We start from the raw sequence: 22533 nt of genomic DNA, 5'->3' as shown, positions 1-22533 counted from the left end.
AATAACTCACCCTGCATAGGTCCATAAACCGTCCCGAATTGAACACCAGGAAAGCCTTCCCGGCGCAATCCACCGCCCGGGAAGGCAACTCCATCCCTACTTAAGCCCCTCTCATGGAATAGCGAAGACGTTGCCCGCCTATATTCTCAAGCCGGCAACTCCGCGAAGGAGCGATTCCATGAAGCGCATGCAAATGAAACACCTCGTATCCCTTTCGGCCTCGGCCATCCTGCTCGCCTCTTCTCTGGCAGCCGTAGCGCAAGCCTCGGCCTCGGACGACGATAAGAAATTCGTCGAAACAGCCTTGAAGGGCGGCATGTCGGAAGTCGATCTCGGCCAGCTCGCAGCCAAATCCGGCAAGAGCGCGGACGTCAAGCAATTCGGCCAGATGATGGTCACTGACCATACTCGCCTCGGCAACAAGATGAAGGTCGTAGCAGGCCAAATCGGCGTAACCCCGCCATCCATGCAGAGCGCCTCGGGCATGGCCACCGAAGCCAAGCTGAAAGTCCTGAGCGGCGACTCCTTCGACAAGGCCTACATCAGCGCCATGCTCAAGGATCACGAAGAAGACCTCGCAGACTTCAAGAAGGAAGAAGCCAACGCCACCTCACCCGCAGTTAAAGCCGCCGCGAAGCAAGGCGAAGCCGTCATCAGCCGCCACCTCGCCGCGATTAAGAAGATCGCCGCCGCTCACAACGTCACCGAATAACCCACACCACAACGCAGCCAGCAGAAAGACGGGTTGAGCCAACTGGTTCCCCGTCTTTCGCACGCCTGGGGAAACACCCACAATCCAGCCTAGAATCAAGGGGAGACCGACTCTTATGGCTCCCCTCTCATCGCCGCCGCGCACCCGAAAAGAAGCCGTCATCGCCGTCGTTATGGCTTGCGCGATGGCCGCTCTCATGCCGTTGAGTGCGTCGGCAAAAGGCAAAACCCCGGTGCCAGACCCTTACGAGCAAGCCGTAGCCCTTCGCGCCAAGCTTGAGGCCACCCCCGCAGAGCAGCGTACCAAAGCCCAATACGAAGAAGTCCTCGACGCCTTTCGCGCCGTTTATCACGCACATCCAGACGCATCGAAAGCCCCGGCAGCCGTAGCCGCAGTCGCCGACCTCCTCGCCGAAAAAGGCCGCATCCTCCACGACCAGCACGCCCTCCGCTCCGCCCTCGGCCAGTACGAATTCCTCCGCCAGCAATACCCCAAAAGCCCCCAGGTCGACAATGCCCTCCTCCTCGAAGGCGAACTCTGCCGCCAGGACCTCAAAGACACCGCCTGCGCCACAGAAAAGTTCAACGCGGTCATGGCAGCCCAACCCGGCACCTCCTTCGCCGAACAAGCCCAGCTCGAACTGAAGGAAATGAAATCCGGCACGACTGAACCCAGAGTCGCAAAAGCTAGCCCTGTAAAACCCGCACAGCCTTCAAACAGGACCGCCGACCCCGACGCCACAGCCACGCCTCCACCCACGCCCGTATCCCAGCCAATCACTCCGGCAACCCCGGGCAAGACCGTCCGCATCACCGGCATGCGCCACTGGTCCAACCCCACCTCCACCCGCATCGCCATCGACCTCGGCGGCAAAGTCGAATACGAAGCCGCCCGCGTCCCCAACCCCGACCGCATCTTCTTCGACCTCCACAACACCCACCTCGCCACCTCCCTCAACGGCCACCAGGTCGAAGTCGTAGACGACGGCTTCCTCAAGCGCATTCGAGTAGCTCAGTTCCAATCCGACGTCACCCGCATCGTCCTCGACGTAACCCAGGTCAGCCAATACTCAGCCTTCCTCCTGCCCAACCCCTGGCGCCTAATCATCGACATCCACGGCGACAAGCAAGACGCGAAATCCAGCAATAGGGCTGAAAACAAACCCACGCAGCCGGAACCAAAGCAGCCAGCAACAAAGCCCCAAAGCACCGACAGCGCCCTCAGCGAAGTAGCCAGCATCAGCAACGAACCCGCCAAAGTCACCGCCACCCCCCACCCCACCAGCGAACCAGTCTCCGCCAACGTCCCCCCACAACCCACAGCTCAAATCGGGCCAACCCCAGCCTTCACCGTCTCCCCAACCCCGGCACCTAACACCAAATCCCGCAAAAAGGGCAGCATCACCCCCGCGGCCCCACAGCCAGAAACACCCCACGCCGCCACCCCAGACTCCAGCGGCCAGCGCTCCCTCCTCCGCGCCCTCGGCCTAAAAGTAGGCCGCATCGTCATCGACGCCGGCCACGGCGGTCACGACTCCGGCACCCTCGGCCCCGGCGGCCTCATGGAAAAAGATGTCGTCCTCGACGTAGCCCTCCGCACCGGTAAGCTCCTCCACGACCGCCTCGGCGCGGAAATCGTCTACACCCGCGACGACGACACCTTCATCCCTCTCGAAACCCGCACCGCCATCGCCAACAAGGCCCAGGCCGACCTCTTCCTCTCCATCCACGGCAACTCCAGCCCCGAACCCTCCGCCCGAGGCGTCGAAACCTACTACCTCAACTTCACCTCCGACCCCAACGCCCTCGACGTAGCGGCCCGCGAAAACGCCCTCTCCACCCACGGCGTCCACCAGCTCTCCGACCTGGTCCGCAAAATCACCCTCAAAGACAAAATCGACGAGTCCCGCGAGTTCGCCTCCGACGTAGACGCAGCCCTCTACAACGGCCTCAAATCCGGCAACCCCGGCCTCCGCGACCGAGGCATCAAGAAAGCCCCCTTCGTCGTCCTGATCGGCGCTCAGATGCCCTCCATCCTCGCTGAAATCAGCTTCGTCACCAACCCCGACGCCGCCCGCCAGCTCCGCGAAGAAGCCTACAAACAGCGCATCGCCGAATCCCTGGCCTCCGGCGTAGAACGCTATCTGCAAGGCCTAAGCGGCACCCGCCCCACAGAAGACCACCCCAAGCGCGCCACCAAATCCCCGCGCAGACCGCAAGACGAAGCAGACTCCGGCGCTGGCAACTAGTTCTGCCTCCGAAAGGGTCTGGCCTTTGCTGTGCCCTTGCTTTGCTTGTTGTCCTTCCCGAAGGAATCTGCTTCTCCATCGCACCCCATAAAAGCAAAACGCCCCGCAAGCCAAAAGGCCTGCGGGGCGTTTGATTGTCCAACGACAAACCAACCCTACTGACTAACTTCCTCACGCTCTTCCACCGCCGCCGGCGTCAACAGCGAAACCGGATAATACGCATTGCGAATATACTGCTTCACCATGCGATTGGTGTTGAAGAACGACCCGTTATAAGCAATCGTAGTTCGCATCAGATGCCCCCATGCCTCTGGCGACTTCAGATACAGCGGCACAACAGACTTTTCAAGCTTGGCATAGAGATTATCCGCCTCAACCGTATCGTCCGCGCCATCCTCAATCGCCCATCCGGTGTAGCCTTCGAGGCAACCCTCAATCCACCAGCCATCCAGAATCGACAGGCTGGGCACACCGTTCAGCGCCGCCTTCATGCCGCTCGTCCCGGAAGCCTCATAAGGACGCTTCGGCGTGTTCACCCAGACGTCAGCTCCAGCCGTCAGCATCGCGCCCAGTTCCCAGTCGTAGTTCTCTAGATACACCACCCGCAGATCCACACCCGAATACTTCTTCGCCTTCTCAATCACCGAGTGAATCAACGCCTTGCCCGGCTCATCCTGCGGATGCGCCTTGCCCGCGTACAGAATCTGCAAACCACCTGCAGCATGCGCAATTTCCAGCAACCGCTCCGGCTCCGTAAACAGCAGATCCGCGCGCTTGTAAGTAGCCGCCCGCCGCGCAAAGCCCAGTGTCAGCACCCTCGGATTCAGCACCAGCCCGGTCCGCGCAGCAACCTCGGCCAGCAGCGTTTCCTTGGCCTGCGCATGAGCCGAAATAATCTCCGGCAGAGGAATCTCAATCGCATTCCGCAGATAAAGATTGTCGCGACGCCAAGTCGGAATATTCTTGTCCAGCAGTTCCTGGAAAGGCTCCGAAAGCCAAGTCGGCGCATGCACACCGTTGGTGATTGCGTCGATCTGGTACTCCGGGAACATCTCCCGCGAAACATTGCCATGCTGTAGCGCGACGCCGTTCACATAGCGCGAAAAACGCAGCGCAACATAGGTCATGTTCAGCATGTTCTCGTGACAACAGCCCAGCGACTGCAACCGCGCCGTCCGCTCCCCGCCCAAAATCCGGATCGACTGCTCAATCGAGAACCGGTCATGGCCCGCTGGCACCGGCGTATGCGTCGTAAACACGCACTTCTGCCGCACTGCATTCACATCCACTTCGGTCACGCGGTTCAGCGGTCCGCCGCCCAACTGCGCCTCGAGCAGCGCGAGCGTTAGCAGCGCGGCATGCCCCTCGTTCATGTGATACACATTCACGCGATGGCCCAGCGCATTCAGCATGCGCACGCCACCCATACCCAGAATGATTTCCTGCTGCAAACGGTAGTTCGAATCGCCGCCATAGAGATGATCTGTCAGGCTGCGATCCCACGGCGAATTCTCCGGCACGTCGGTATCCAGCAGGTAGATCGGGATCACGTGTCCCGCGCGGCCCACCATGTCATAGCGCCAGGCCCGCACTGAAACCGTTCGATCCTCGACGGTCACTGTGATTCGCGGCGCCTCTTCCGTGCAGAAATCAGAAGGCGTCCACGGCTGAATATCCTCGGTCTGCTTTCCGTTTTCGTCCAGATGCTGGCGGAAGTATCCCTTGCGGTGCAGCAGCGTAAACGCCACCAGCGGGGTGCCCAGGTCAGCGGTCGACCGGAGCGTGTCACCAGCCAATACTCCCAGGCCGCCCGAGTACGTCGGCATGCCAGTATTGATCGCGATTTCCATGGAGAAGTAAGCAACAACGCCGGCCTGAGGAAAGGCCTCATAGGAATATTGCTTGAGAGATGATTGATTCGGCATGGTGGGTTGGTCTCCGTATCCTTCTGGAGGCGTTGCTCAGGGCAATCTTGCGTTGCGCTGGCCCGGCCTTCTACCCGATTTGCGCGTGCCTGAAAATGCTTACAAGTTTCCCCGATCGGCAAGACAATCTCTGAGCCCAGTAATCTTGCGAGCGGGAAGCCAGCCTTCATCTTACCAAGGCGTCGATTTCAGGAGTAGGGAAATCTGTTCTGTATTGAGACTACGGTAACCGCACGCGGACGCCAATCCCACCATGGTGCGGGGCGCCGGTCCCCCGTAAGTGCCGGCATTTGCAGGGTTACCGAAGCACCATAGCCGTAGCCCATGCGTCAAAAACGCACAGGTGGAAAAGATCCCTTCTCAATGGATTCTTTATAAAAGTGCTCAGAATTGACAGCTTTTACCTTTGAAATGTCTATACATTTGAAAGAGTTTTCCACAGTAAATCAGGAAATCCGGTGCGCTCCCGATGAAGCATGGCAGATATGAATCTCCGGATCGATCCCCGTAGCCGCGTCATACCGCTCCTTCAGGGCAGCCGAAAACGCATCCGCCTGCTCCTTCTCCACCAGGTTGATCGTGCACCCGCCAAACCCGCCGCCCGTCAGCCGCGCGCCGATCAGTCCCGGCAAATCCTGCGCCAGGTCGACCATCGTATCCGCTTCCACGCAGCTCGCCTCAAAATCCTTGCTGTAGCTCACATGCGCCTCATGCATCAAGCGCCCCAGCGTCGGCAGATCCTGCTTCATCAGCGCATCCGCCGCCGCAACCGTCCGGGTGTTCTCGGTAATCACATGCCGCGCCCGCTTCAGCGCCAGCGGCGGCATCTCGTGACCCCACTTCTCCAGATCCTCGACGGTTGCATCACGCAGAAACTTCACCTCGGGCCGATGCGTAGCAATGATCCGGCAAGCCTCTTCCACCTGCGCCCGCCGCGACGTGTACCCCTCGCCCGCAACAGAGTGCTTCACCATCGTGTTCGCAATCACCAGCGCCACATCCGCCGGTATCGGCGCCAGCTTGAAACTCAAGTCCCGGCAATCCAGCAGCAGCGCATGATCCACGGCGCCATTCGCCGAGATGAACTGATCCATAATCCCGCAGTTCGCCCCCACAAACTCGTTCTCCGAACGCTGGCATAGCCGCGCCAGCTTCGGTCCCGGAATCGAGACCCCCATCAGCCCGGTCACCGCCGTCGCCGTAGCCACTTCCACCGCCGCCGAACTGCTCAACCCCGACCCCAGCGGCACATCGCCCCAAAGGCTCAAACTGAACGCAGGAATCGTCAACCCCTCACCCGCCAGAACTGCCAGCACCCCCAGCGGATAGTCGCTCCAGTGCCCCGTCGCCTTCGCCGGCAACGCCGCCGCATCATACGACCGCTCCTCGGCAAAGTTCTCCGCAAAAATCACCACCTTGCCATCCGTCCGCGGAGAGATCGCCGCCAGCGTAGCAAAGTCGATCGCCGCCGGCATCACAAAGCCCTCGGCATAATCCGTATGTTCGCCAATCAGGTTCACGCGTCCCGGCGCGGCATAGATCTGGGGCGTGACATGGTACCGGTGCTCGTGCAAATGGCTAAGTGTCTGGGGGTCTTTCATAATGAAACGTTCCTCGATGTAACCGTAATCATTTGCAACAATACATCAACTTCTTCTGCGGCCTGACGGTGAAGTCAATCCTTCAAAAACACCCGTTGACACCGCTCTATCGAACACTATCAGACCTGCCCAAATCCAGACTCAATCTCCAGCGTCATCGGCCATGTAAACGTCTCGCCCGCCTCGAGCGCCAGTGACCATTTTCCGCCAATTGCAAGCGAGTCCACCGGCGCCGTCGTCGGCTCCATCGCCACACAAACCTGTTTCAGCCCATCGCCCTCCGGCCACCCGCCGTAGCAGATCCAAAGCCCCAGATAAGGCGTCAGCTTCGGATCAAACTTCACCGTCAGCTTCAATCCCGCAGAAGGCCGCTCCAGCACACACCAACCGTCATTCGCATCCGTCAGCGGCCCGGCGAACAGCTTATCCCCGATTCCCGTCTCCGCTCCGAGCGCCACGCTCAGATCAGCAGTGGATCCATTCGCGAGCTTCGCCACCGGCCAGCTCACGCTATCGCCGCCAATCCCAAGCCGGTTCCCACCCGAGCCCTCCAGCCGCAGCTCATGCACACTCGCTGGCAACATGATCCGGTCGCCCGCCAACGCCGTAAACAACGGATGCGCAGCCCAGGACCACGGCACGGTATAAGCGCCGAGGTTCGTTAACGAGTACAGCAATTCCAGCTTGTATCCAGATGTGGTCTTGGTAAGAATTGAAGATCGCGTCAACTGCAGCGGCAGCGAGAAGCAATTCGCCCGCAGCGTCGCCGAGTCCTCATTCGCCCCCAGCACCTGCCACTTCACGCGCCAGAGGTCGCCGTGATCCGGCACTTGCGCCGTTCCCGCGGCCGTCTCCACCGGGCACTCCGCCACCGAAGGCAGACACTCATCCCAACCAGAGGCATCGCCCTCGGCAAAGCCCATGGACTGCGTCCGCGGCCCATACGGGTTCAGCAGCCCCTGCAAAAGCTCCTCAGCCCCCACGCGAATCGAGGCGATCTTGCCGCCAAGCGCAGGGATCAGCGTCACGACGCAATCCCCTGCTCGAATGACAACGTTTTCTTCCACTCCCGCCAATTCCCCGCCTCCAATCATCCGTAGACCACTGTCTTTGCCTTCAAATCGGTGTCAGTTCAGAACCGCTGCAGAAGCAACCAGAAGCCGATCCCAGATTGCATCCAGCCAGACTTCGTGCTCCGGCTTCATCAGCACAGACCGCAAACACGTTTGAGATGTTCCCGGCTTGATGCCAGATTCATCGCTGAAAAAGACTTCGGGCAATTGTACAAGCGCCAGATGCAGATCCGCCTCAGCACAACGGTCGAAGATCTCCTGCGCCCTCGCCGACCCTTCCTCCCGCGTCTCCGCGTTCACCTGCCAGACCACAATGTCCAGCTCCGGCCGCCCGGCAAACCCCGTAAATCGCCCTGCGGGTCCAGAAAACGCCCGCAGCCGTCGATCCAGCTCTAGGGCCGCCCGCCGGCTGGCAGCCAGCCCTTGGGCAAACTCACCACCAGCTGTCAGAGGCAGCAGCTTCTGCGTAGCCCAAAGCGCAACCGCCGCCGCTCCAGCCCGCGAACACTCCAGCGAAATTTCCCCCAGATGCAGCTCATTCGAAGTGAAGTACGTATATGGCGAATCATGCTTGTAGAACCGCCCCACCGAAGGATCGCGAAACAGCACACACCCGCACCCATAAGGCTGCAACCCATGCTTATGCGGATCCACCACAATCGAGTCCGCCCGGTCCATCGCAAGATAAGCAGATCGCGCAGCCTCATCAAGATCATCCGCAATCAGCCGGAAATACCCGCCATAAGCAGCATCCACATGCACCCGGAACCCATACCGCTCCCGCAGCTCCAGAATCTCCGCCAGCGGATCCACCGACCCCAGCGCTGTAGTCCCCAGCGTCGCCACGACAGTCCCAACATCGCCCCGGCGCAGCTCATCTTCCAGCGCATCCAAATCCATCCGCCCAAACCGGTCCGAAGCCACAACTCCAAACGGAATCTTCAGCACAGAAGTGATGCGTTTATGCGTGTAATGCGCCTGCTCCTGTGCCAGCACTCGCTTCCCCGGCGCCAGCAGCCCAGCCACCCAAAGCGCCTCAAGATTAGCGAAAGTTCCACCCGAAGTCAGATGCCCCAGATGGTTCCTAAACCCGAACATCCGCGCAATCTCACCAACCGCCTCAATCTCCATCTCGGAGCTCGCCCGCCCGCCATCCCGCGCATGATTGTTCGGATTCACAGCCATCGCCAGCGCATACGCCGCCCGAGCCACGGGATGCGGCGGCTTCAACATCTGCCCGGCATAGAGAGGATGAAAATACGGATAGTTATCCCCCATCCGCCCCGCAACCTGCTCCAGCACCTCAATCATCCGTTCCCGACCGGTGGCGTCGTCGAGCGTAGAAGCGTACGGAGGAAGTTCGGAAAACTCATTCGCCAGTCGAGTCAGAGGTGATTCGAGCAAGTCTAAGAACGGGTCGCGTTGCGATTCAGTAGCCATGACGAAAGTCCACCGTAACATACCGCAGTTCCATCGCCCGACGGCGATCGCTCGGGCTGAAATGCAGCTCGGTCTGGCGAAAGCCTCGTTCGCCAGGCCGTGAGCAGGGAACGCGCTGGACCACATGTTTTTCCGCAGGTTTATTGCGCATCGTGCCACGCCGATTGCGCAACGTCGTCATGCGGATTGCGCAAACTGCGAGATCGATTGCGCATTGACACACTCTGATTGCGCGTAGGCGCACAAGATTACAAGGAGCAGAACCAAGCCCCAACTCAAAACCCCGGACAGGCGCGTCCCATCCAGGGTGAGTAACAGCACAGGCCCTGTAATCTAGGCTTTGGTTAACTCCCCAAAGCCCCAATCCCATCCAGCTTCGCCAGCACTTCCGCCGAAAGCTCCAGCTCAGCCGCCGCCAGATTCTCCCGCAAATGCGCCACCGAAGAAGTCCCAGGAATCAGCATTACATTCGGCGACCGGTGCAGCAGCCACGCCAGCGCCACCTGCATCGGCGTCTTCCCCAGCTCAGCCGCAACCTCCGACAAAGTATCCGACTGCAGCGGCGTAAACCCGCCCAGCGGGAAGTACGGAACATATGCTATCCCCTTTGCCTTCAACGCTTCGATGAACGCGTCATCGCCGCGATGCGCCAGGTTGTACTCGTTCTGCACGCACACCACCGGCGCAATCTTCTCCGCTTCTTCCACGCGCGCCAAAGTCACCGTGCTCAACCCCAGGTGCCGGATCAGCCCCTTCTGCTGCAGCTCCGCCAGCGTCTCAAACTGCTCCGTAACCGGAGCGTCGCTCGGCCCTTCTCTGCTCCAGGCGCGAAAGTTCACCACATCCAGAACATCCAGCCCCAGATTGCGCAGATTATCCTCAACCGCGCTCACCAGCTCCGCCGGACTGTTCGCCTTGTTCCACGAGCCGTCATCCCCGCGTACCGCGCCCACCTTGGTCACAATCGTCAGGTCTTTCGGGTACGGATGCAGCGCCTCTTTGATGATCTGGTTGGTCACATGCGGCCCATAAAAGTCACTCGTGTCGATGTGGTTCACACCAGCCGCGATTGCCTCGTGCAAGACCGCGATCGCAGCCGCGCGATCCTTCGGCGGGCCAAACACGTGCGGTCCGGCCAACTGCATCGCGCCGTAGCCCATGCGGTTCAGGGTGATCTCGGTTCCCGGCAGGGTAAACGTACCTGCGGAATTCACTTGCTGGGCTTCATTTGTCACTGCTGTCTCCATCCGCTCAGTTGAGCACATGTGATTAGATGAAGCTATCTTCAGTTTCGGAGTTCGCATTTGCCAGTAGCCCCAGCTCCCGCCTTGCAGCCGCGAAAGACGCCCATGCAAGCACGCTCCGCCGCCAGCGTGGACGCCATTCTCCAGGCCACCATTCAGGTTCTGGTCTCTGTCGGCAAAGAGCGCCTCACCACCACCCGCGTCGCCGCCCGCGCCGGAGTCTCCGTCGGAACCCTCTATCAGTACTTCCCCAACAAGAGCTCCTTGCTTAAGGCCGCCCTCCAGCAGCACATGGGCCGCATCCGCCAGACCATCGATGAAGCCTGCCGCCAGTACAGCCATGCCCCGCTGCTCGAAATGGCCTCAGGCCTGATCGCCGCCTACCTCACCTCCAAAATGGAAAACGTCCAGGAGAGCGCAGCCCTCTACGCCGTAAGCTCCGACGTCGACGGCGCCGCCATCAGCAAAGCGTCGTTCCAACACGTTCTCCACCAGGTCTCCGCCATGTTCGCCACGGCCAAGGAAGGCCTCAGCAAAGATCCCGACCTGGTCGCCGGCGTGGTCCTCGCCGCTCTCAACGGCGTAGCCCGCCGCATCCTCGAAGCAAAATCCCCGGAAAAAGAAGCAGAGCACCTGCGCCATGAACTCATAGCTCTCGTCCATGGCTACCTGCACAGCTGCGCGGGGCATGCGTAACCTACGCCTTTCCGTCGAAAATCCCGTCTTCAACATGGTCAAACCTGCTCACGAAATCCGCCCTTCCGAGTCCCGCCGCAAGATTTTGTACCCGTTTTTCCAGTTCGGTGCTAACATGAACGTAGCGTTAGAACCGAACCGGGCGTGAGCAGTACTCGCCCAACCAAGCAAGATCTGCCAGTGGTCGCTCCGTTTCACTCAAGCGCAATTCAAAGTTTAGGAAATACGACTCAAAATGGAACAAGGCACTGTGAAATGGTTTAACGACGCGAAGGGCTTCGGCTTCATCTCGCGTCAGAACGGCGAAGATGTATTCGTACACTACTCCGCCATCAACTCGAACGGCTTCAAGAGCTTGCAAGAAGGTCAGGCCGTTCAGTTCAACGTAGTGAAGGGCCCCAAGGGCTGGCAAGCGGCTGACGTACAGCCTCTCTAAGCCTCCAGGGACTCCGAGGATTCTGGCAGAATCCGCATTGAATCAACAGGGCGAGGATGACAATCCTCGCCCTGTTGCTGCGAGCAAGGGCCAATGTTTTAGTGTAACTCATTGATTATAAAGGTAGGCCAAGACTCTAAGGTGCCGTTAGGCCCGCACAGTGAAATCAAATCGCCAACGAAGCGTCCGTAAATTTCATAGATCTCACAGTCTTTCCCCGGATAGAACCCGCAAATCGATCGCGCACCCCGAAAATTCAATCTCCCTGCTTTCTCCGCTCCGCCAGATCCACAAGCGCGTTGCAAACCACAGCAACCCCATCCTCTGCTTTTAGCCGTGCCGCCGCCGCTTGCGCTCTCCGCGCATAAATCGGATTCTCCAAGAGCTGCTTCAACTTGGCCGCCACCCGCATCGGCGTAAAGTTCTTCTTTTGCAGCGTCCGCGCCACCTTCAGCCGCCGCATCCGCCGCGCATTATCGGGCTGGTCATGGCTGTAGGGCATGATCAGCATCGGCTTCCCTGCCCGCAGACACTGGGCCGTAGTACCCACGCCGCCCTGGTGGATGATCACTGACGCTCTTGAAAACAAAGCCGAATACGGCGCATACTCCGCCACGCAAATCGTCTCCGGCAATTTGTGTCGAGGCAAATTCCGATGATCGGAACCAATCAGCAGCACCGCGCGCATCCCCAGCCGCTCCGCCGCTCGAGCCCCATATTCGTAAAACCGCCCAGCCGCCATTACCGCCGCCGAACCCAGCGTAAACACCAGCGGCGCAGGCCCGGCATCCAGAAACTTTTCGAGATGCTCGGGCAATTTGGCATTCCCAGCATCCGAATCATAGAAGCAAAATCCGGAAAGCAGCGTGTTAGCAGGCCAATCCGGCTGTGGCTCGCCCAGCACCCGCGAGAACATCGCCAGCACCAGGTCCGGCGAATTCTTGGCATCAAACAGCGGATTTCGGCCCCGCTCCAACCCAAGTTCATCGCGCAGATCATAGATCGGCTGCGGCCATTTCCGGCTTACAAGTCGCGCCAAACGTTTGATGGCAAAGCCCATTCCCGGCACAGCCTTATCCGCCCTCGCCAGCCGCGGATACATCGGCAAGACCGGCGGATCGTACGCCGAAAAGAAGGAAAGCGGCGCCAGCACATAGCTGGCCCAGGGTATCCCAGCCACCTCAGCCACGATCGGCCCGGCATAGTTCAGCTCGCCCAACAGAAGTAGATCTGCCCACGCCGGGACCATTGCGGCATCCATCAGATCCTCATAGGTCTGGCGCAAAACCGGAAAGAGAAACTCTCGCAGCCCGCGCTCCGTGCCCTTGCGCACGTCGTAGATCATCTCCGCCAGCAGCGTGTTCTTCGGATCAATATCCGGCCTGACGGGACGAAATTCCAGCCCAAGCGGAACAATCTTCGGCCCGTAGACAGCCGGAACCGCCATCACCGGCTGATGCCCGCGCCGCTTCAACTCCAGCGCCACTGCAATCAGCGGATTGATATCCCCAAACGTCCCAATATTCGAAAGAACGATACGCACGCGCGGAAATGCTCCCCCGCTCATGCTATCCCACCGGACCGAGCCTATTCGTTACTAGAACTTTGCTTCGAACGCTTTCAAGCGGCGCTCCTGCTCCCACTGGGCGGTGGCTTTTTCGCTGCCGTCGAGGAAGGCTTTGCAGCTGGCGGAGGGCTTGTCGCCTCCGAGAGACTCGCCACGGCATGGCTCAGCGGCTCCCGTAAATTTATCTGCTTCCGCCCAGAGGCTTTTGCCGGGTAGGAAGTTGTGCTCCATGCCGGTGCGGGCCATTTGTTTGAGATCGGCGTAGCTGAGGTTGAATTCAAGCGCGGCGCGCACATACTCATGCGTCAGGTCGATGCGGGAGACGCCTTCATCGTCGGTCGAGAGCGCGACGGGCACGCCCGCCTTGCGGTAGAACGGCAGCGGATGGTCAGCGCCCTTGATGCCGAGGATGCCGTCGTTCGAAGTGAGGTTGATCTCGATCATGACGTGCTTCGCCGCCAGTTCCTTGAGCAGAGCCGGGGCGTCGTCCTCGTACATCACGTCGACTCCGTGGCCGATGCGCTCGGCGTGGCCAAGTTCGACAGCCTCGCGGATATGGAACTTGAGACCGGCCGGTGGGACCAGGCCGGGAGCAAGTTCACCGGCGTGGAGGGAGATGTGTACGTTGGGATAGACGGAGTGCAGGTAGTCGATCATTTGCATTTGGAGGGTGTAGTCGGACATGCCGAGCGGTCCATCCTCGGGCTGCACGAAGTTGATACCGACGAACTCCGGCAATTTCGAGATGGCTTCGAATCCCAACAGAGTCTGCGCAAAGACCACCTCTTTCGGCAGGTTGCGCAGGATCTGATAGATGAAGCGAATCTGGACCTGGCAGTCCGGTGTAGCAGCGGCCGCTCCAGTTCCGGATGCTCCATCGCAGTGCTCAAGCTTGTTGCGCAGGGCGAGGGCTGACTGGATATGCTCTCTTGCGGCGTCGACTTCCTGATCGAGTCCAGCGTCCAGCAGCTTCTGGCGGAACTCGGGGAGATTTGCATCCCAACCGATCTGATGAGCAAGGGCGATGGCGTGGCTGAAGGGCGGCGTCTCCATCAGCTCGACATATTGCTCGTTCTGCGCGGCGGCTCGGGTGGCGACTTCGTCGACCCATTCGCCTGTATGACGTTTGTCGGTCCCGCTGAACCGGTCGAAGGTAGCGAAGAACTGGTCATGTCCGCTCCACTCGGCATAGGGCACAAAGCCACGCATGGAAAAGGCGTCGACGAGTTTGTCATAGAGCTGCTGGTTGTTGCTTTGGGTGTGGGAGAGGAGCTCAGCGGCTGTGATCTCGTCCTTCGCGCAGCCCTTCTCCGTGGGTTTCGCGAATTTCAATGCGATCGCATCGACACATAGGCCATCTTCTGCGGCAGCGCGAATGAAGCTCTCTGCGTACACCGCGCCGGTCAAGTGAACGTGGAGATCGGCGCCTTTGGGCATATCGACGAGGAAGCCGCGCAGGGCGAGCGGCCCCTGCTTCTTTGCCGTTTCGAAGGCGCGGGTTGCGCGCAGTTCGTGAGCATCCCCGACCTTCGCTGCCTGTGCGCTGGAGGTTGCGAATGTGGTGAGGGCAAAAACAGCAACCAGACAAGCGGAAGAGAACGGACGCATAGGGCCTCGCGGGAGTTCGTTTGGATTGATACCCAGTGTAATGGAGTGCCTGCGTTTGCGGTCATTGCGTTAAGACAGCGAAAGGCCAGAAGGATCGGCAGGAGCTTCACTTCCAAACAAGAGCCAGGCCGCGCCCGCAGCCATGAGCAACAGGCCCAGGATCATCCGTGGCTCAACCGCGGGCCGCACCAGGGCTACTCCGATGAGAAGCGCAACCACAGGAGCGATGACGAAGCGCGTCGTCATTCGCACGGCGGAAGTCCTGGACAGGAGCCAGAAGAGCAGGAGCAATCCGGGTACATCGATGCATAGAGACCAGAGCAACTCCAATCGCCAGCTTTCCCAGTTCCAGACCGGATGCTCGGTCAAAACACTGAAAAGAGCAAAGCCCAGCGTAGCTGAGATTCCGGCGATCGCGGCAAACGATGCTGCTGGGGGCGGCCCAGCGGTTCGAGCGTGACTGGGCGAGCTCGTTGCCGCTTGCACAGCTGCCGTGTTCGCAGCCGCGATGGAGGCGGCTGCTGCCACGACAGCGCAGAAGGCCAGACCAGAGGGCAAGGAGGACGGAATGCTTACGGGAAAGACGATGGCCGCGCCGACAACGGCGGCCAGTGCCGCGGCCAGCCGGCCCTGACTCTGCAGTCCGATGCCGGCCTGAACTCGACCGTCCAGAGTAGATTCACCACTGAGGTGTGGCTCGAAAACAAGCGCAAACAGCGGGACAAGCGAAAGTAGAGCTGTCCGCGCAAAGCCATCGATGCCTCTGCTGGAAAGGGAAAGCAGCAGCGCCGGGAGGACGAAAAGCCCCAACGCGATCAACACGCTCTGAACAGTTTTCCTGACAGGCCTGAATTCTTTCTTCCTGAGGCTGACGATCACGGTAACGATAGCGAACGTGAGCGCCTGACGCTGCATTGGAGGCACAGGCGCGCTTGCCGGAGTTGGAAGCAGATCAGGGCGGAGAATGTCGAGTGCTAAGAGCAGGCTCAGCAGAAGAATTGCCACCGCTGGGCCTGAAAACGCTCTGGCTGGCTGCAGCGGCTTCGAGATCATATTCCTGATCTAAACACAGCTTAGGCCTATTCCAGGCAGTCATCTCAGTATGAAGGAGGCCTGGAATTGGACCGGGTGCGGGAGCCGGGTTTGGCGCAGGGCGCGGGTCTTGCTATACTTGGGAAGTTGTTGCAGAAGCGCAGTATTCCCGCCTGTCGGTTGAACCCCGCGCCTGAAATTTAAGAATGCACGCAACTGAGGCCAGATAGCTCAGTGGTAGAGCGCGGCCCTGAAAAGGCCGGCGTCGGCGGTTCGATCCCGTCTCTGGCCACCACATTCTAAAGAACTTAGCGGCAACCAAAGAGTTAGTGTTTTAGTCGCGCGAACAATACGCGAACATTCGCTCAGGCGATGTTCGCTTCGTCGCCTTTTTCCTGCTTTGCTTGCTTCTTGTCCATCATGTTCCAGATCACCTTGGCTGTGGTTCCAGTCTTAGTGATGTGAGAACGTCCCAGTTTGGCGTACCGTTCAGTCATTTTGATGTTGGCGTGTCCCATGAGCTTTGCGAGTTCATAGAGGTCGCCGCCGTTCATCATGTACCAGGACGCGAAGGTGTGACGCAGATCGTGGAATCGAAAGTCGCGAATTCGAGCTCTTTCGAGCAGGTTCTCGAAACTCCCTTCCAATCGCTGACGCTTGCTCTTCTCCCCTCCCTTGGGTGGGAAGATCCGGTCGACATTGATCACTGCCGGGTATCGCTTTATTTCTGCTGCCAACTCAGGAGCCATCGGAACAAAACGTACTTTGCCGCCCTTAAGCTTCGCTCGAACCGCCAGTAGCCCTTCGCTATAGAGAACGTCGGACCACAGGAGCCGATGAATCTCGGCAGAGCGCATACCCGTTGAAACAGCGATCAGCACGATCAGTCTCATCCTGGCGTTCGTCTGATTCAGGTCGTTGGTTCCCTTTCGCAGGATTCGATCATCCAGGGCGATCTTCAGCCGTTGGAGTTCATCCTCCGAAAGATAGCGTTCCCGAGAATCGTCCGGTCGCCTCACTTCGATTAGACTCGCCGGGTTTCGGTCGAGACCAGTTTCCGCAGACCAGATGGTGGAAGCCTTCTCCATCATGTGGTGCATGACATTGAAGTGACGCACTGCGGTGTTATCCGCGAGACCTCGCTTGCCGGTCAAATTTTCGTACCAATGTTGAATGGCTACGCCATCCACCTCGCGTACAAACTTGCGGCCTAGCTCGGATCGAATTCCTTCCACAATGCTCTTTTCGCGATCTGCCGAAGCTTTCCTGCTTCCGTACTGTCTCCAGTAGCGATCAATCAAGTCGGACATCTTGTAGTTGATCTCCTTCTTAACGTCGAGGTGCCTGTTCTCATCCCGATTGGTGAGCTTCTTGTGTTGTACCTTCTTCGCGACATCGAAGCCGCGTACTCTTACGCTTTTCTGCCGACCTCCTTCTCTCCAACGAACTTCGAATAGACCGTCTGCTTTCTTGTGAACTGACATAATGCGTCTCCTTAGTAGTCAATGGTTTTGGTTGAGTGTTGTTCGATGAATTGATCGAGTACATTCACATCGAACCGCAACGCCCCACCAAGCTTGACCTTGGAAAGCACCCCCATCCTGGACCACTTGTAGACGGTGTCTACCTTGACTCCCAGATATAAGGCTGTCTCTCCGACGTTCAGGAGCCGCCGGACAATAGCTCTATTTGACACCAATTCATTGGGCTTTTGGTAGAGCATTGTGCCTCCAATCGGTTGCTTGAGACCGCATACGAAATCCTTCAGCCCCGTGAGTGCCTGGGCAATCGTCGAAGTTAGCGATCAGCTTCGAGCGTGAAGTCAAAGCGAGCTTCCGTCCAACACTTTTTGTCGATTTCGCCACAGTTTTTGTCTATGGCTCTCGCGAAGTTGTATCTGCAGACGGTTACCTGGAGGAGTCCGGTCGCCGCGCGGAGCCTAATTGACATTTTTGATTTGCCATCAACAATGGGTTTAAGCGCAGGTTTTCCACAGCCGATGCTTGGGCCTGTGGGATCGACGAAAGCCAAGTGGAGTATCAAGGCCGATGTCAGATTCCCTAACATTCCGTCTCCTCCGATACATCAAGGCGGCCGCTGAGACGCTTAACTTTACCCGCGCTGCCGAGCAAGTTTTCGTTGCACAGTCGTCACTCAGTTCTCAAATCGGAAAGTTCGAAGACACCGTTGAGCTTCTGCTGTTCGCCCGTTTGCAGAATGGTCTTAAGCTCACCTCGGCGGGCCGCATCGTTGCGACCTTTGCAGAGAACACTCTGAAAGAGTGGGACCAAACTCTGGCAATGGCCCTCGCTGTTCAACGCAACGAGGTGCCACCCCTGCGCCTCGGCTTCTCCTCCTTCATCAACGCGAAGCTCCTTGAAAGATTTCGAGAGAACTATGAAGGGATGTTCCCCGGATGCGCCATTCAACTGTGGAGCGGCGATCCTCTGCTGTGCCTGCAACGACTCGATGCCAGGACGCTCGACTGTGCGATTCTTCCCCTGCCAGTGGATGCGACTCTCTACAACGTTCAGCAGATCGCTCAGTCTCCCTTAGTGGTTTGCATGCGGTCCGATGATGTACTCGCTGATCGCGCGCAACTCGACATTCATGAAGTAGCGGAACGCATCACAATATTCCGCGACCCAGAGCTGCATCCCTCGGCACATACACGACTGGTAGAAATGTTCAAGGAAGTAGGCATCCCGATTCATTTAGCCTGCGCCGCTCGCACTCCCTCAGAGATTCAATGGATGGTTAAAGAGCGCTACGGTCTTGCGCTGATCGACCAGCTAACGCCTCTTGATCCTGGCTTAATTACGCGACCGATTGCGGGTGTCAATTGGACGGCAGATACCGCCTTTGTTCATGCGAGCCACATGGATCATGTTGCGCTCCCATTCATCGAACGATTCTTTCAGCAGACTTGGTCGGCTTCGAGGAGAAGCAAGCGTCCGCCGAAGACGCGGTATCCCGAGCAATTAGAGTTGCTCGGTTGATCCCCGCCGTAGCCATAGACAAAATGTGTGGCGAAATAGATAGGAACTGTTGGACGAGGAGATGAAGCGGCTTTAGGTTTCACTCATGGCGAAGCGAATACGCCATCAGGAGAATGCCAATGCCACTTCGTTCATGCTTCCGAACACACAATCTTCATCGAAAACTACTCCACGCAGCGCGTGTGATGGGGCCAACGCTTGTCGCGTTCGCCTTCGCAGGTGTTGCTCACGCCCAGGGAACGATGGACTTCTCAGGAGCGCAAACGCTCATGGGAACGTTTAAGACCTTCGCAATATATGCGGGTGCCGTTATCTGTTTCGGCGGTCTGATTTTCGCCGGAATCCGCATGATGAGCGGTCGGTTTCAGGATGCCATTCCAGGGCTCTTCGGCGCATTGTTCGGTGCCGGAGTTCTCGGTTGGGGAGCTGGCTGGATCGGATCCTTAACCGGGCAGTCGATGTAGGAGGTGACATCGACCATGACCAAGCGGGGAGAGCCGTTACCAATCAATCAAGCGCTGAATCGACCGAGAGCCAAGCTTGGTCTCGATCTTACAGCATGGATGGCGATCGTATTCGTCTGCGTAACGGTTTTCCTCGTTGGTTTTCGCTTGTTGGCGATGTTGGCCTTCCCGACGCTTGCGGTCGGCGCGTGGTTGATCGTCCGCAAACACCCAAAGATGTTCCAGCTATGGGGCCTGAGCCTCAACCAGAAGAGCTACTATGACCCGCGTAAACACTGAGCAGCTCAAACATACTCCGTGGTTCGCCAAGGCAGGAGCCGCGTGCAGCATCGTTCCGATCGCGCGCTTTGTCGGGCCAGATATCTTCGCCCTCAAGGGCGGCGGCTACGGATGCCTGTTCGCTCTTACCGGCATCGACGAAGAGGGCTTGACCGACCAGGAGCTTGAATCGCGAATGAGATCCATCGAAGGCTCGTTGCGCGGCTTGCCCGAGGGGTCGTGCCTTTACCAGTACACGCGCGTGATGTCTGGTTTCGACCTTCCGCGTCAGGCGAAGTACGCGAATCCGGCCACCGAGGTATTCGCCACCGACCGCATTACGTTTCTGGAGAAAACGGCGGGCTTCCGGCGCATCGACCTACATTGGTGCCTCACGCTGGAGCCGTCGAAGGTGAAAGCCTTCGAGCGCAAACCGCAAGAGAACGCTGCCGATACATCGCGGATGCTAGCGGACCTTGAGAAGACCGCAACCATTCTTCAGAGCCATCTTGGCAGCGCCATTGGATTGCGGCTTCTTGATAAAGCTCAAACCTTTCAGTTCTTCAGCTATCTGTTCAATCTTGAAGAATGGGCAGAGCGTGACCAACTGCGCAGCGATACTGGCGTGGACCGGCAGATCGTTAAGACTCCGATTGCGTGGCATAGCGACTACCTCCAGGTCGGCAAGCGCCATGTACAGATGTTTTCGCTGAAGACCACACCGGAGGCTTCGAGGCCGTGCCTCTTCTCCGGTCTGCTGAGGCTCGATTGCGATAGTGTTCTGTGCTCGACATGGAGGGTGAAATCCACCTCATCTGCCCGTAGCGAGATCGACGCGCAAGAGAAGTTCATCTCGTTTTTCAAAGTCGGCGTACTGACGCGCGTGATGAGCGGGCGCGACACCGCTTCGCTTGAAACCGGCGCGGGCGCGAAGGCCGCTAACAACAATGTCGATGACCTGAGCGAAGTTATCCGGTCGCTCGATAAGAAGGCCCAGGGCGAATACTCGCTGCGGCTGCTGCTGGCAGCGCGCACCCAGGAGCAGTTGCGTAACACCGTCCCCGCCGTGCATCGCATCTTCGTCGATGCCCGAGCGCAGGTGATGGAAGAGACGTTGGGCAATCTCTCAGCCTTCTACGCGATGTTCCCCGGCAATCACAAGTTCAATGTCTTTCCGTTATGGCTCGCAGAAGACCATCACGCGCGGCTCTCCTCTGTGTTCGCTCCGCACATCGGTCATCCGCATTCGGAAGACCTCGACAACGAGTACCTGAACATCTTCGAGACCCGTACCCGGACGCCATTCTTTCAGGATGTGTATGTGGACGGCGTGAGGGTCATGCTCATCATCGGTCCCACGGGGTCGGGCAAAAGCGTGGTGGGTAACGCCACCGTCGCCCTGGAGCAGAAATACGGAGGTTTTACCTACATCTTCGACATCGGCGGCAGCTACGAAAGCGTTGTGGAGCTGTATGGCGGCAAGGTTGATCGTGTGGGCAAAGATGGCCCACGAGTGAATCCCTTTGCTCTGGAGCCGACCGAAAGCAACATCAAGTTCCTCTACTCGTTTATCAAACTCCTCCTCACCAATGGCGGCGCAGAGCTGGAGCCGGAAGACGATGACGTGATCCACAAGGCGGTGCAGGATATGTACCTGCTCGATCCTGAGAACCGCCGCCTGTCCAATCTGTTTCTGCCGAAGAAACTCGACCGCTATCTGTCGAAGTGGGTTGGGAAAGGCATCTACAACGCTGTCTTCGACAACGTCGAAGACAGCCTCTCGCTCTCGCGCCTGCAATGCTTCGACTTCCAGGGCGTGAACAACGAGCAGTACGCCGACCTGATCGAGCCGCTGATGGTATGGCTTCTCCGGCGCATCAATGACGTTCTCTACAACCCCGCCAATCTAGGCGTCCCCAAGCACATCCTCATCGAAGAGATCTTCTCTTCGATGAAGAACAAGCAATTGCTTGACGGCGCTCTCGCTTCCATCAAGACCGTTCGCAAGAACCTTGGCGGCGTGACCATGATCGGCCAGTCCGCCGACGACCTTGGTGCCAACGCCGACAGCATCGTGAACTCCTGCACATCGTTCCTGTTCCTGAAGGACGCGACCTTCAATCGGAAGCGTTATGCAGAGCTGTTCAAGATGAACGAGCAGCAGATCGCGCTATTCGAGAGTTTGCAGGACCGCGAAGCGCTGTACATGCGACGCGACGGCATCACCAAAGTCGTCACGTTAAACCTCGACAAGCGCAGCTACGCCACGTTCTCCACCAAGCCGAAGGACCGAGTGAGGCGGTCGAAGCTGATTGAAAAGTATGGACTCACCGAGGGCATCGATCGCTTTGCCCAGGGAGAGACCGTGTAACCAACCCAACAGAAGAAAGGCCAGTGCCATGAAACTACACATCCCCATCGTCGTCTCCGCCGGACTCGCGCTGGCCTCTGCCCAGTGCCATGCCGCCGATCCCCATCCTCTCCAACCGAATGCGCCGCGCACCGTCACCGTGTCCGAGACGGACACGCCTCCTGTGATCCGTGCCGGCTTGCTGCAATCGACACTGATCGTCCTTCCCGCAGAGGAGAAGGTCGCCAATGTCTTTGCCGGTGACACTGTCGATTGGGTCTTTGACGGCGGCCATGTCGCCAGCCGGTTCATCAGCGTCAAGCCCAAGGTGGCGAACGGATCGACGGACACTCACATCGTCTCCGACCACGGAAACGAGTACACCTTGCAGCTTCATGAAATCTCCAGTGAGCCGGATGCCCACTTCGATTCCAAGGTCTTCATCGCTCCCGGCGACCAGGCGGCAAAAGACCGGCTGACGCAGCTTCCTGTCTTCGTCCCCGCAGCCGAACTGGATAAGGCCAAGCAGGAGGCGGCAACCGCAAAAGCTGCCCAGGCAGCGGAGCTGATAGCCGAAGAGACGAAAGCCGAGCAGTACCGCAGCCAATATCCCGGCAACCTCCACTTCGACTACGCATGGGATCAATCGAAGGGTAAGGCTCTTGGCCTTCAGCAGATCTGGCGCGATGACAAGTTCACCTACCTGCGTGGACAGTTCCAGGAAACGCCTGCTTTGTATGAAGTCAAGGACAAGAAGGGCTCGCTCATCAACTTTGACTTCAGCAATGGCCTTTACACCGTGCCCAAGCAGTTGGACAACGGCTATCTCGCCATCGGCAAACAGAAGGTCGAGTTTCACCGCGCGGGAGGGGCGAACTAA

General features: G+C 58.6%; 19 protein-coding genes and 1 tRNA gene. 10 read left to right on the top strand and 10 right to left on the bottom strand.

Translation table 11 applies throughout. The features are described 5' to 3' along the window. The first annotated feature begins 178 nt into the window (after window positions 1-178). Together AC5S27_RS01005 and AC5S27_RS01000 are read left to right on the top strand one after the other, a co-directional pair. Window positions 179-712 (top strand): DUF4142 domain-containing protein, encoded by a 534-nt coding sequence (locus tag AC5S27_RS01005; protein ID WP_493932720.1) that lies wholly within the window; start codon window positions 179-181, stop codon window positions 710-712. Window positions 713-827: 115 nt separating this feature from the next. Further along, window positions 828-2960, top strand: coding sequence for an N-acetylmuramoyl-L-alanine amidase (locus AC5S27_RS01000; protein ID WP_493932719.1), 2133 nt, complete (start codon window positions 828-830; stop codon window positions 2958-2960). Between the two features lie 155 nt (window positions 2961-3115). On the opposite strand, the gene glgP is transcribed toward AC5S27_RS01000, so the two are convergent. The 5 genes from glgP to AC5S27_RS00975 all read right to left on the bottom strand — a co-directional run bounded on the left by glgP (window position 3116) and on the right by AC5S27_RS00975 (window position 10234). Continuing rightward, window positions 3116-4885 (bottom strand): alpha-glucan family phosphorylase, encoded by a 1770-nt coding sequence (gene glgP / locus AC5S27_RS00995; protein ID WP_493932718.1) that lies wholly within the window; start codon window positions 4883-4885, stop codon window positions 3116-3118. Between the two features lie 446 nt (window positions 4886-5331). Further along, window positions 5332-6486: a galactokinase gene (gene galK, locus AC5S27_RS00990; protein ID WP_493932717.1), complete on the bottom strand. Its 1155-nt coding sequence runs from the start codon at window positions 6484-6486 to the stop codon at window positions 5332-5334. Window positions 6487-6605: 119 nt separating this feature from the next. Further along, complete coding sequence (locus AC5S27_RS00985) at window positions 6606-7562, bottom strand: hypothetical protein (RefSeq protein ID WP_493932716.1); 957 nt, start codon at window positions 7560-7562, stop codon at window positions 6606-6608. Window positions 7563-7613: 51 nt separating this feature from the next. Further along, the gene (locus AC5S27_RS00980) at window positions 7614-8999 is read right to left on the bottom strand and encodes a pyridoxal phosphate-dependent decarboxylase family protein (protein ID WP_493932715.1); all 1386 of its coding nucleotides are present in this window, start codon (window positions 8997-8999) and stop codon (window positions 7614-7616) included. A 344-nt stretch (window positions 9000-9343) separates the two neighbouring features. Next, on the bottom strand, window positions 9344-10234 hold the full coding sequence (locus AC5S27_RS00975; protein WP_493932714.1) for an aldo/keto reductase family oxidoreductase: 891 nt from the start codon (window positions 10232-10234) through the stop codon (window positions 9344-9346). A 114-nt stretch (window positions 10235-10348) separates the two neighbouring features. Between AC5S27_RS00975 and AC5S27_RS00970 the strand changes: the two genes are divergently transcribed. Together AC5S27_RS00970 and AC5S27_RS00965 are read left to right on the top strand one after the other, a co-directional pair. Next, window positions 10349-10939 (top strand): TetR/AcrR family transcriptional regulator, encoded by a 591-nt coding sequence (locus AC5S27_RS00970; protein ID WP_493932713.1) that lies wholly within the window; start codon window positions 10349-10351, stop codon window positions 10937-10939. Window positions 10940-11174: 235 nt separating this feature from the next. Further along, window positions 11175-11375 carry a cold-shock protein gene (locus tag AC5S27_RS00965; RefSeq protein ID WP_117300112.1) on the top strand — a complete coding sequence of 67 codons (201 nt, stop codon included), beginning with the start codon at window positions 11175-11177 and terminating at the stop codon, window positions 11373-11375. 256 nt (window positions 11376-11631) lie between these two features. Here the strand turns inward: AC5S27_RS00965 and AC5S27_RS00960 are convergent, their stop codons facing one another. From AC5S27_RS00960 to AC5S27_RS00950, 3 genes are all read right to left on the bottom strand, one after another. After that, the gene (locus AC5S27_RS00960; protein WP_493932712.1) at window positions 11632-12918 is read right to left on the bottom strand and encodes a glycosyltransferase; all 1287 of its coding nucleotides are present in this window, start codon (window positions 12916-12918) and stop codon (window positions 11632-11634) included. 54 nt (window positions 12919-12972) lie between these two features. Next, window positions 12973-14550 (bottom strand): adenosine deaminase family protein, encoded by a 1578-nt coding sequence (locus AC5S27_RS00955; protein ID WP_493932711.1) that lies wholly within the window; start codon window positions 14548-14550, stop codon window positions 12973-12975. Between the two features lie 69 nt (window positions 14551-14619). Further along, complete coding sequence (locus tag AC5S27_RS00950) at window positions 14620-15555, bottom strand: hypothetical protein (protein WP_493932710.1); 936 nt, start codon at window positions 15553-15555, stop codon at window positions 14620-14622. Between the two features lie 247 nt (window positions 15556-15802). Here AC5S27_RS00950 and AC5S27_RS00945 point away from each other — a divergent pair. Further along, a tRNA-Phe gene (locus tag AC5S27_RS00945) sits at window positions 15803-15877 on the top strand. A gap of 70 nt (window positions 15878-15947) precedes the next feature. Here the strand turns inward: AC5S27_RS00945 and AC5S27_RS00940 are convergent. Together AC5S27_RS00940 and AC5S27_RS00935 are read right to left on the bottom strand one after the other, a co-directional pair. Next, window positions 15948-17066: a tyrosine-type recombinase/integrase gene (locus AC5S27_RS00940; RefSeq protein ID WP_493932709.1), complete on the bottom strand. Its 1119-nt coding sequence runs from the start codon at window positions 17064-17066 to the stop codon at window positions 15948-15950. Window positions 17067-17077: 11 nt separating this feature from the next. Next, on the bottom strand, window positions 17078-17305 hold the full coding sequence (locus tag AC5S27_RS00935) for a helix-turn-helix domain-containing protein (protein WP_493932708.1): 228 nt from the start codon (window positions 17303-17305) through the stop codon (window positions 17078-17080). Window positions 17306-17630: 325 nt separating this feature from the next. On the opposite strand from AC5S27_RS00935, the gene AC5S27_RS00930 reads away from it, so the two are divergent. From AC5S27_RS00930 to AC5S27_RS00910, 5 genes are all read left to right on the top strand, one after another. Next, complete coding sequence (locus AC5S27_RS00930; RefSeq protein ID WP_493932707.1) at window positions 17631-18581, top strand: LysR family transcriptional regulator; 951 nt, start codon at window positions 17631-17633, stop codon at window positions 18579-18581. A gap of 119 nt (window positions 18582-18700) precedes the next feature. Continuing rightward, window positions 18701-19045 carry a hypothetical protein gene (locus tag AC5S27_RS00925; RefSeq protein ID WP_114205617.1) on the top strand — a complete coding sequence of 115 codons (345 nt, stop codon included), beginning with the start codon at window positions 18701-18703 and terminating at the stop codon, window positions 19043-19045. Between the two features lie 15 nt (window positions 19046-19060). Continuing rightward, window positions 19061-19324, top strand: a complete 264-nt coding sequence (locus AC5S27_RS00920) for a VirB3 family type IV secretion system protein (RefSeq protein WP_058188582.1) — start codon at window positions 19061-19063, stop codon at window positions 19322-19324. Further along, window positions 19305-21674 carry a VirB4 family type IV secretion system protein gene (locus AC5S27_RS00915; RefSeq protein WP_493932706.1) on the top strand — a complete coding sequence of 790 codons (2370 nt, stop codon included), beginning with the start codon at window positions 19305-19307 and terminating at the stop codon, window positions 21672-21674. The genes AC5S27_RS00920 and AC5S27_RS00915 overlap by 20 nt, the downstream gene beginning before the upstream one ends. 28 nt (window positions 21675-21702) lie before the next feature. After that, window positions 21703-22533 (top strand): TrbG/VirB9 family P-type conjugative transfer protein, encoded by an 831-nt coding sequence (locus AC5S27_RS00910; RefSeq protein WP_493932705.1) that lies wholly within the window; start codon window positions 21703-21705, stop codon window positions 22531-22533.

The sequence above is a fragment of the Acidicapsa borealis genome, from assembly GCF_059115245.1.
Note: the sequence above shows the minus strand (reverse complement) of the source record. Positions and strands in the feature narration are given on the sequence as shown.

What these genes read in the sequence shown, in the direction of transcription:
- AC5S27_RS01000 (WP_493932719.1), top strand. Translation starts at nt 828, where the DNA reads ATGGCTCCCCTCTCATCGCCGCCGCGCACCCGAAAAGAAGCCGTCATC.
- AC5S27_RS00955 (WP_493932711.1), bottom strand. Translation starts at nt 14,550, where the DNA reads ATGCGTCCGTTCTCTTCCGCTTGTCTGGTTGCTGTTTTTGCCCTCACC.
- AC5S27_RS00915 (WP_493932706.1), top strand. Translation starts at nt 19,305, where the DNA reads ATGACCCGCGTAAACACTGAGCAGCTCAAACATACTCCGTGGTTCGCC.
- AC5S27_RS01005 (WP_493932720.1), top strand. Translation starts at nt 179, where the DNA reads ATGAAGCGCATGCAAATGAAACACCTCGTATCCCTTTCGGCCTCGGCC.
- AC5S27_RS00925 (WP_114205617.1), top strand. Translation starts at nt 18,701, where the DNA reads ATGCCACTTCGTTCATGCTTCCGAACACACAATCTTCATCGAAAACTA.
- AC5S27_RS00920 (WP_058188582.1), top strand. Translation starts at nt 19,061, where the DNA reads ATGACCAAGCGGGGAGAGCCGTTACCAATCAATCAAGCGCTGAATCGA.
- AC5S27_RS00965 (WP_117300112.1), top strand. Translation starts at nt 11,175, where the DNA reads ATGGAACAAGGCACTGTGAAATGGTTTAACGACGCGAAGGGCTTCGGC.
- AC5S27_RS00980 (WP_493932715.1), bottom strand. Translation starts at nt 8,999, where the DNA reads ATGGCTACTGAATCGCAACGCGACCCGTTCTTAGACTTGCTCGAATCA.
- AC5S27_RS00970 (WP_493932713.1), top strand. Translation starts at nt 10,349, where the DNA reads ATGCAAGCACGCTCCGCCGCCAGCGTGGACGCCATTCTCCAGGCCACC.
- AC5S27_RS00910 (WP_493932705.1), top strand. Translation starts at nt 21,703, where the DNA reads ATGAAACTACACATCCCCATCGTCGTCTCCGCCGGACTCGCGCTGGCC.
- AC5S27_RS00930 (WP_493932707.1), top strand. Translation starts at nt 17,631, where the DNA reads ATGTCAGATTCCCTAACATTCCGTCTCCTCCGATACATCAAGGCGGCC.
- galK (WP_493932717.1), bottom strand. Translation starts at nt 6,486, where the DNA reads ATGAAAGACCCCCAGACACTTAGCCATTTGCACGAGCACCGGTACCAT.
- AC5S27_RS00935 (WP_493932708.1), bottom strand. Translation starts at nt 17,305, where the DNA reads ATGCTCTACCAAAAGCCCAATGAATTGGTGTCAAATAGAGCTATTGTC.
- glgP (WP_493932718.1), bottom strand. Translation starts at nt 4,885, where the DNA reads ATGCCGAATCAATCATCTCTCAAGCAATATTCCTATGAGGCCTTTCCT.
- AC5S27_RS00940 (WP_493932709.1), bottom strand. Translation starts at nt 17,066, where the DNA reads ATGTCAGTTCACAAGAAAGCAGACGGTCTATTCGAAGTTCGTTGGAGA.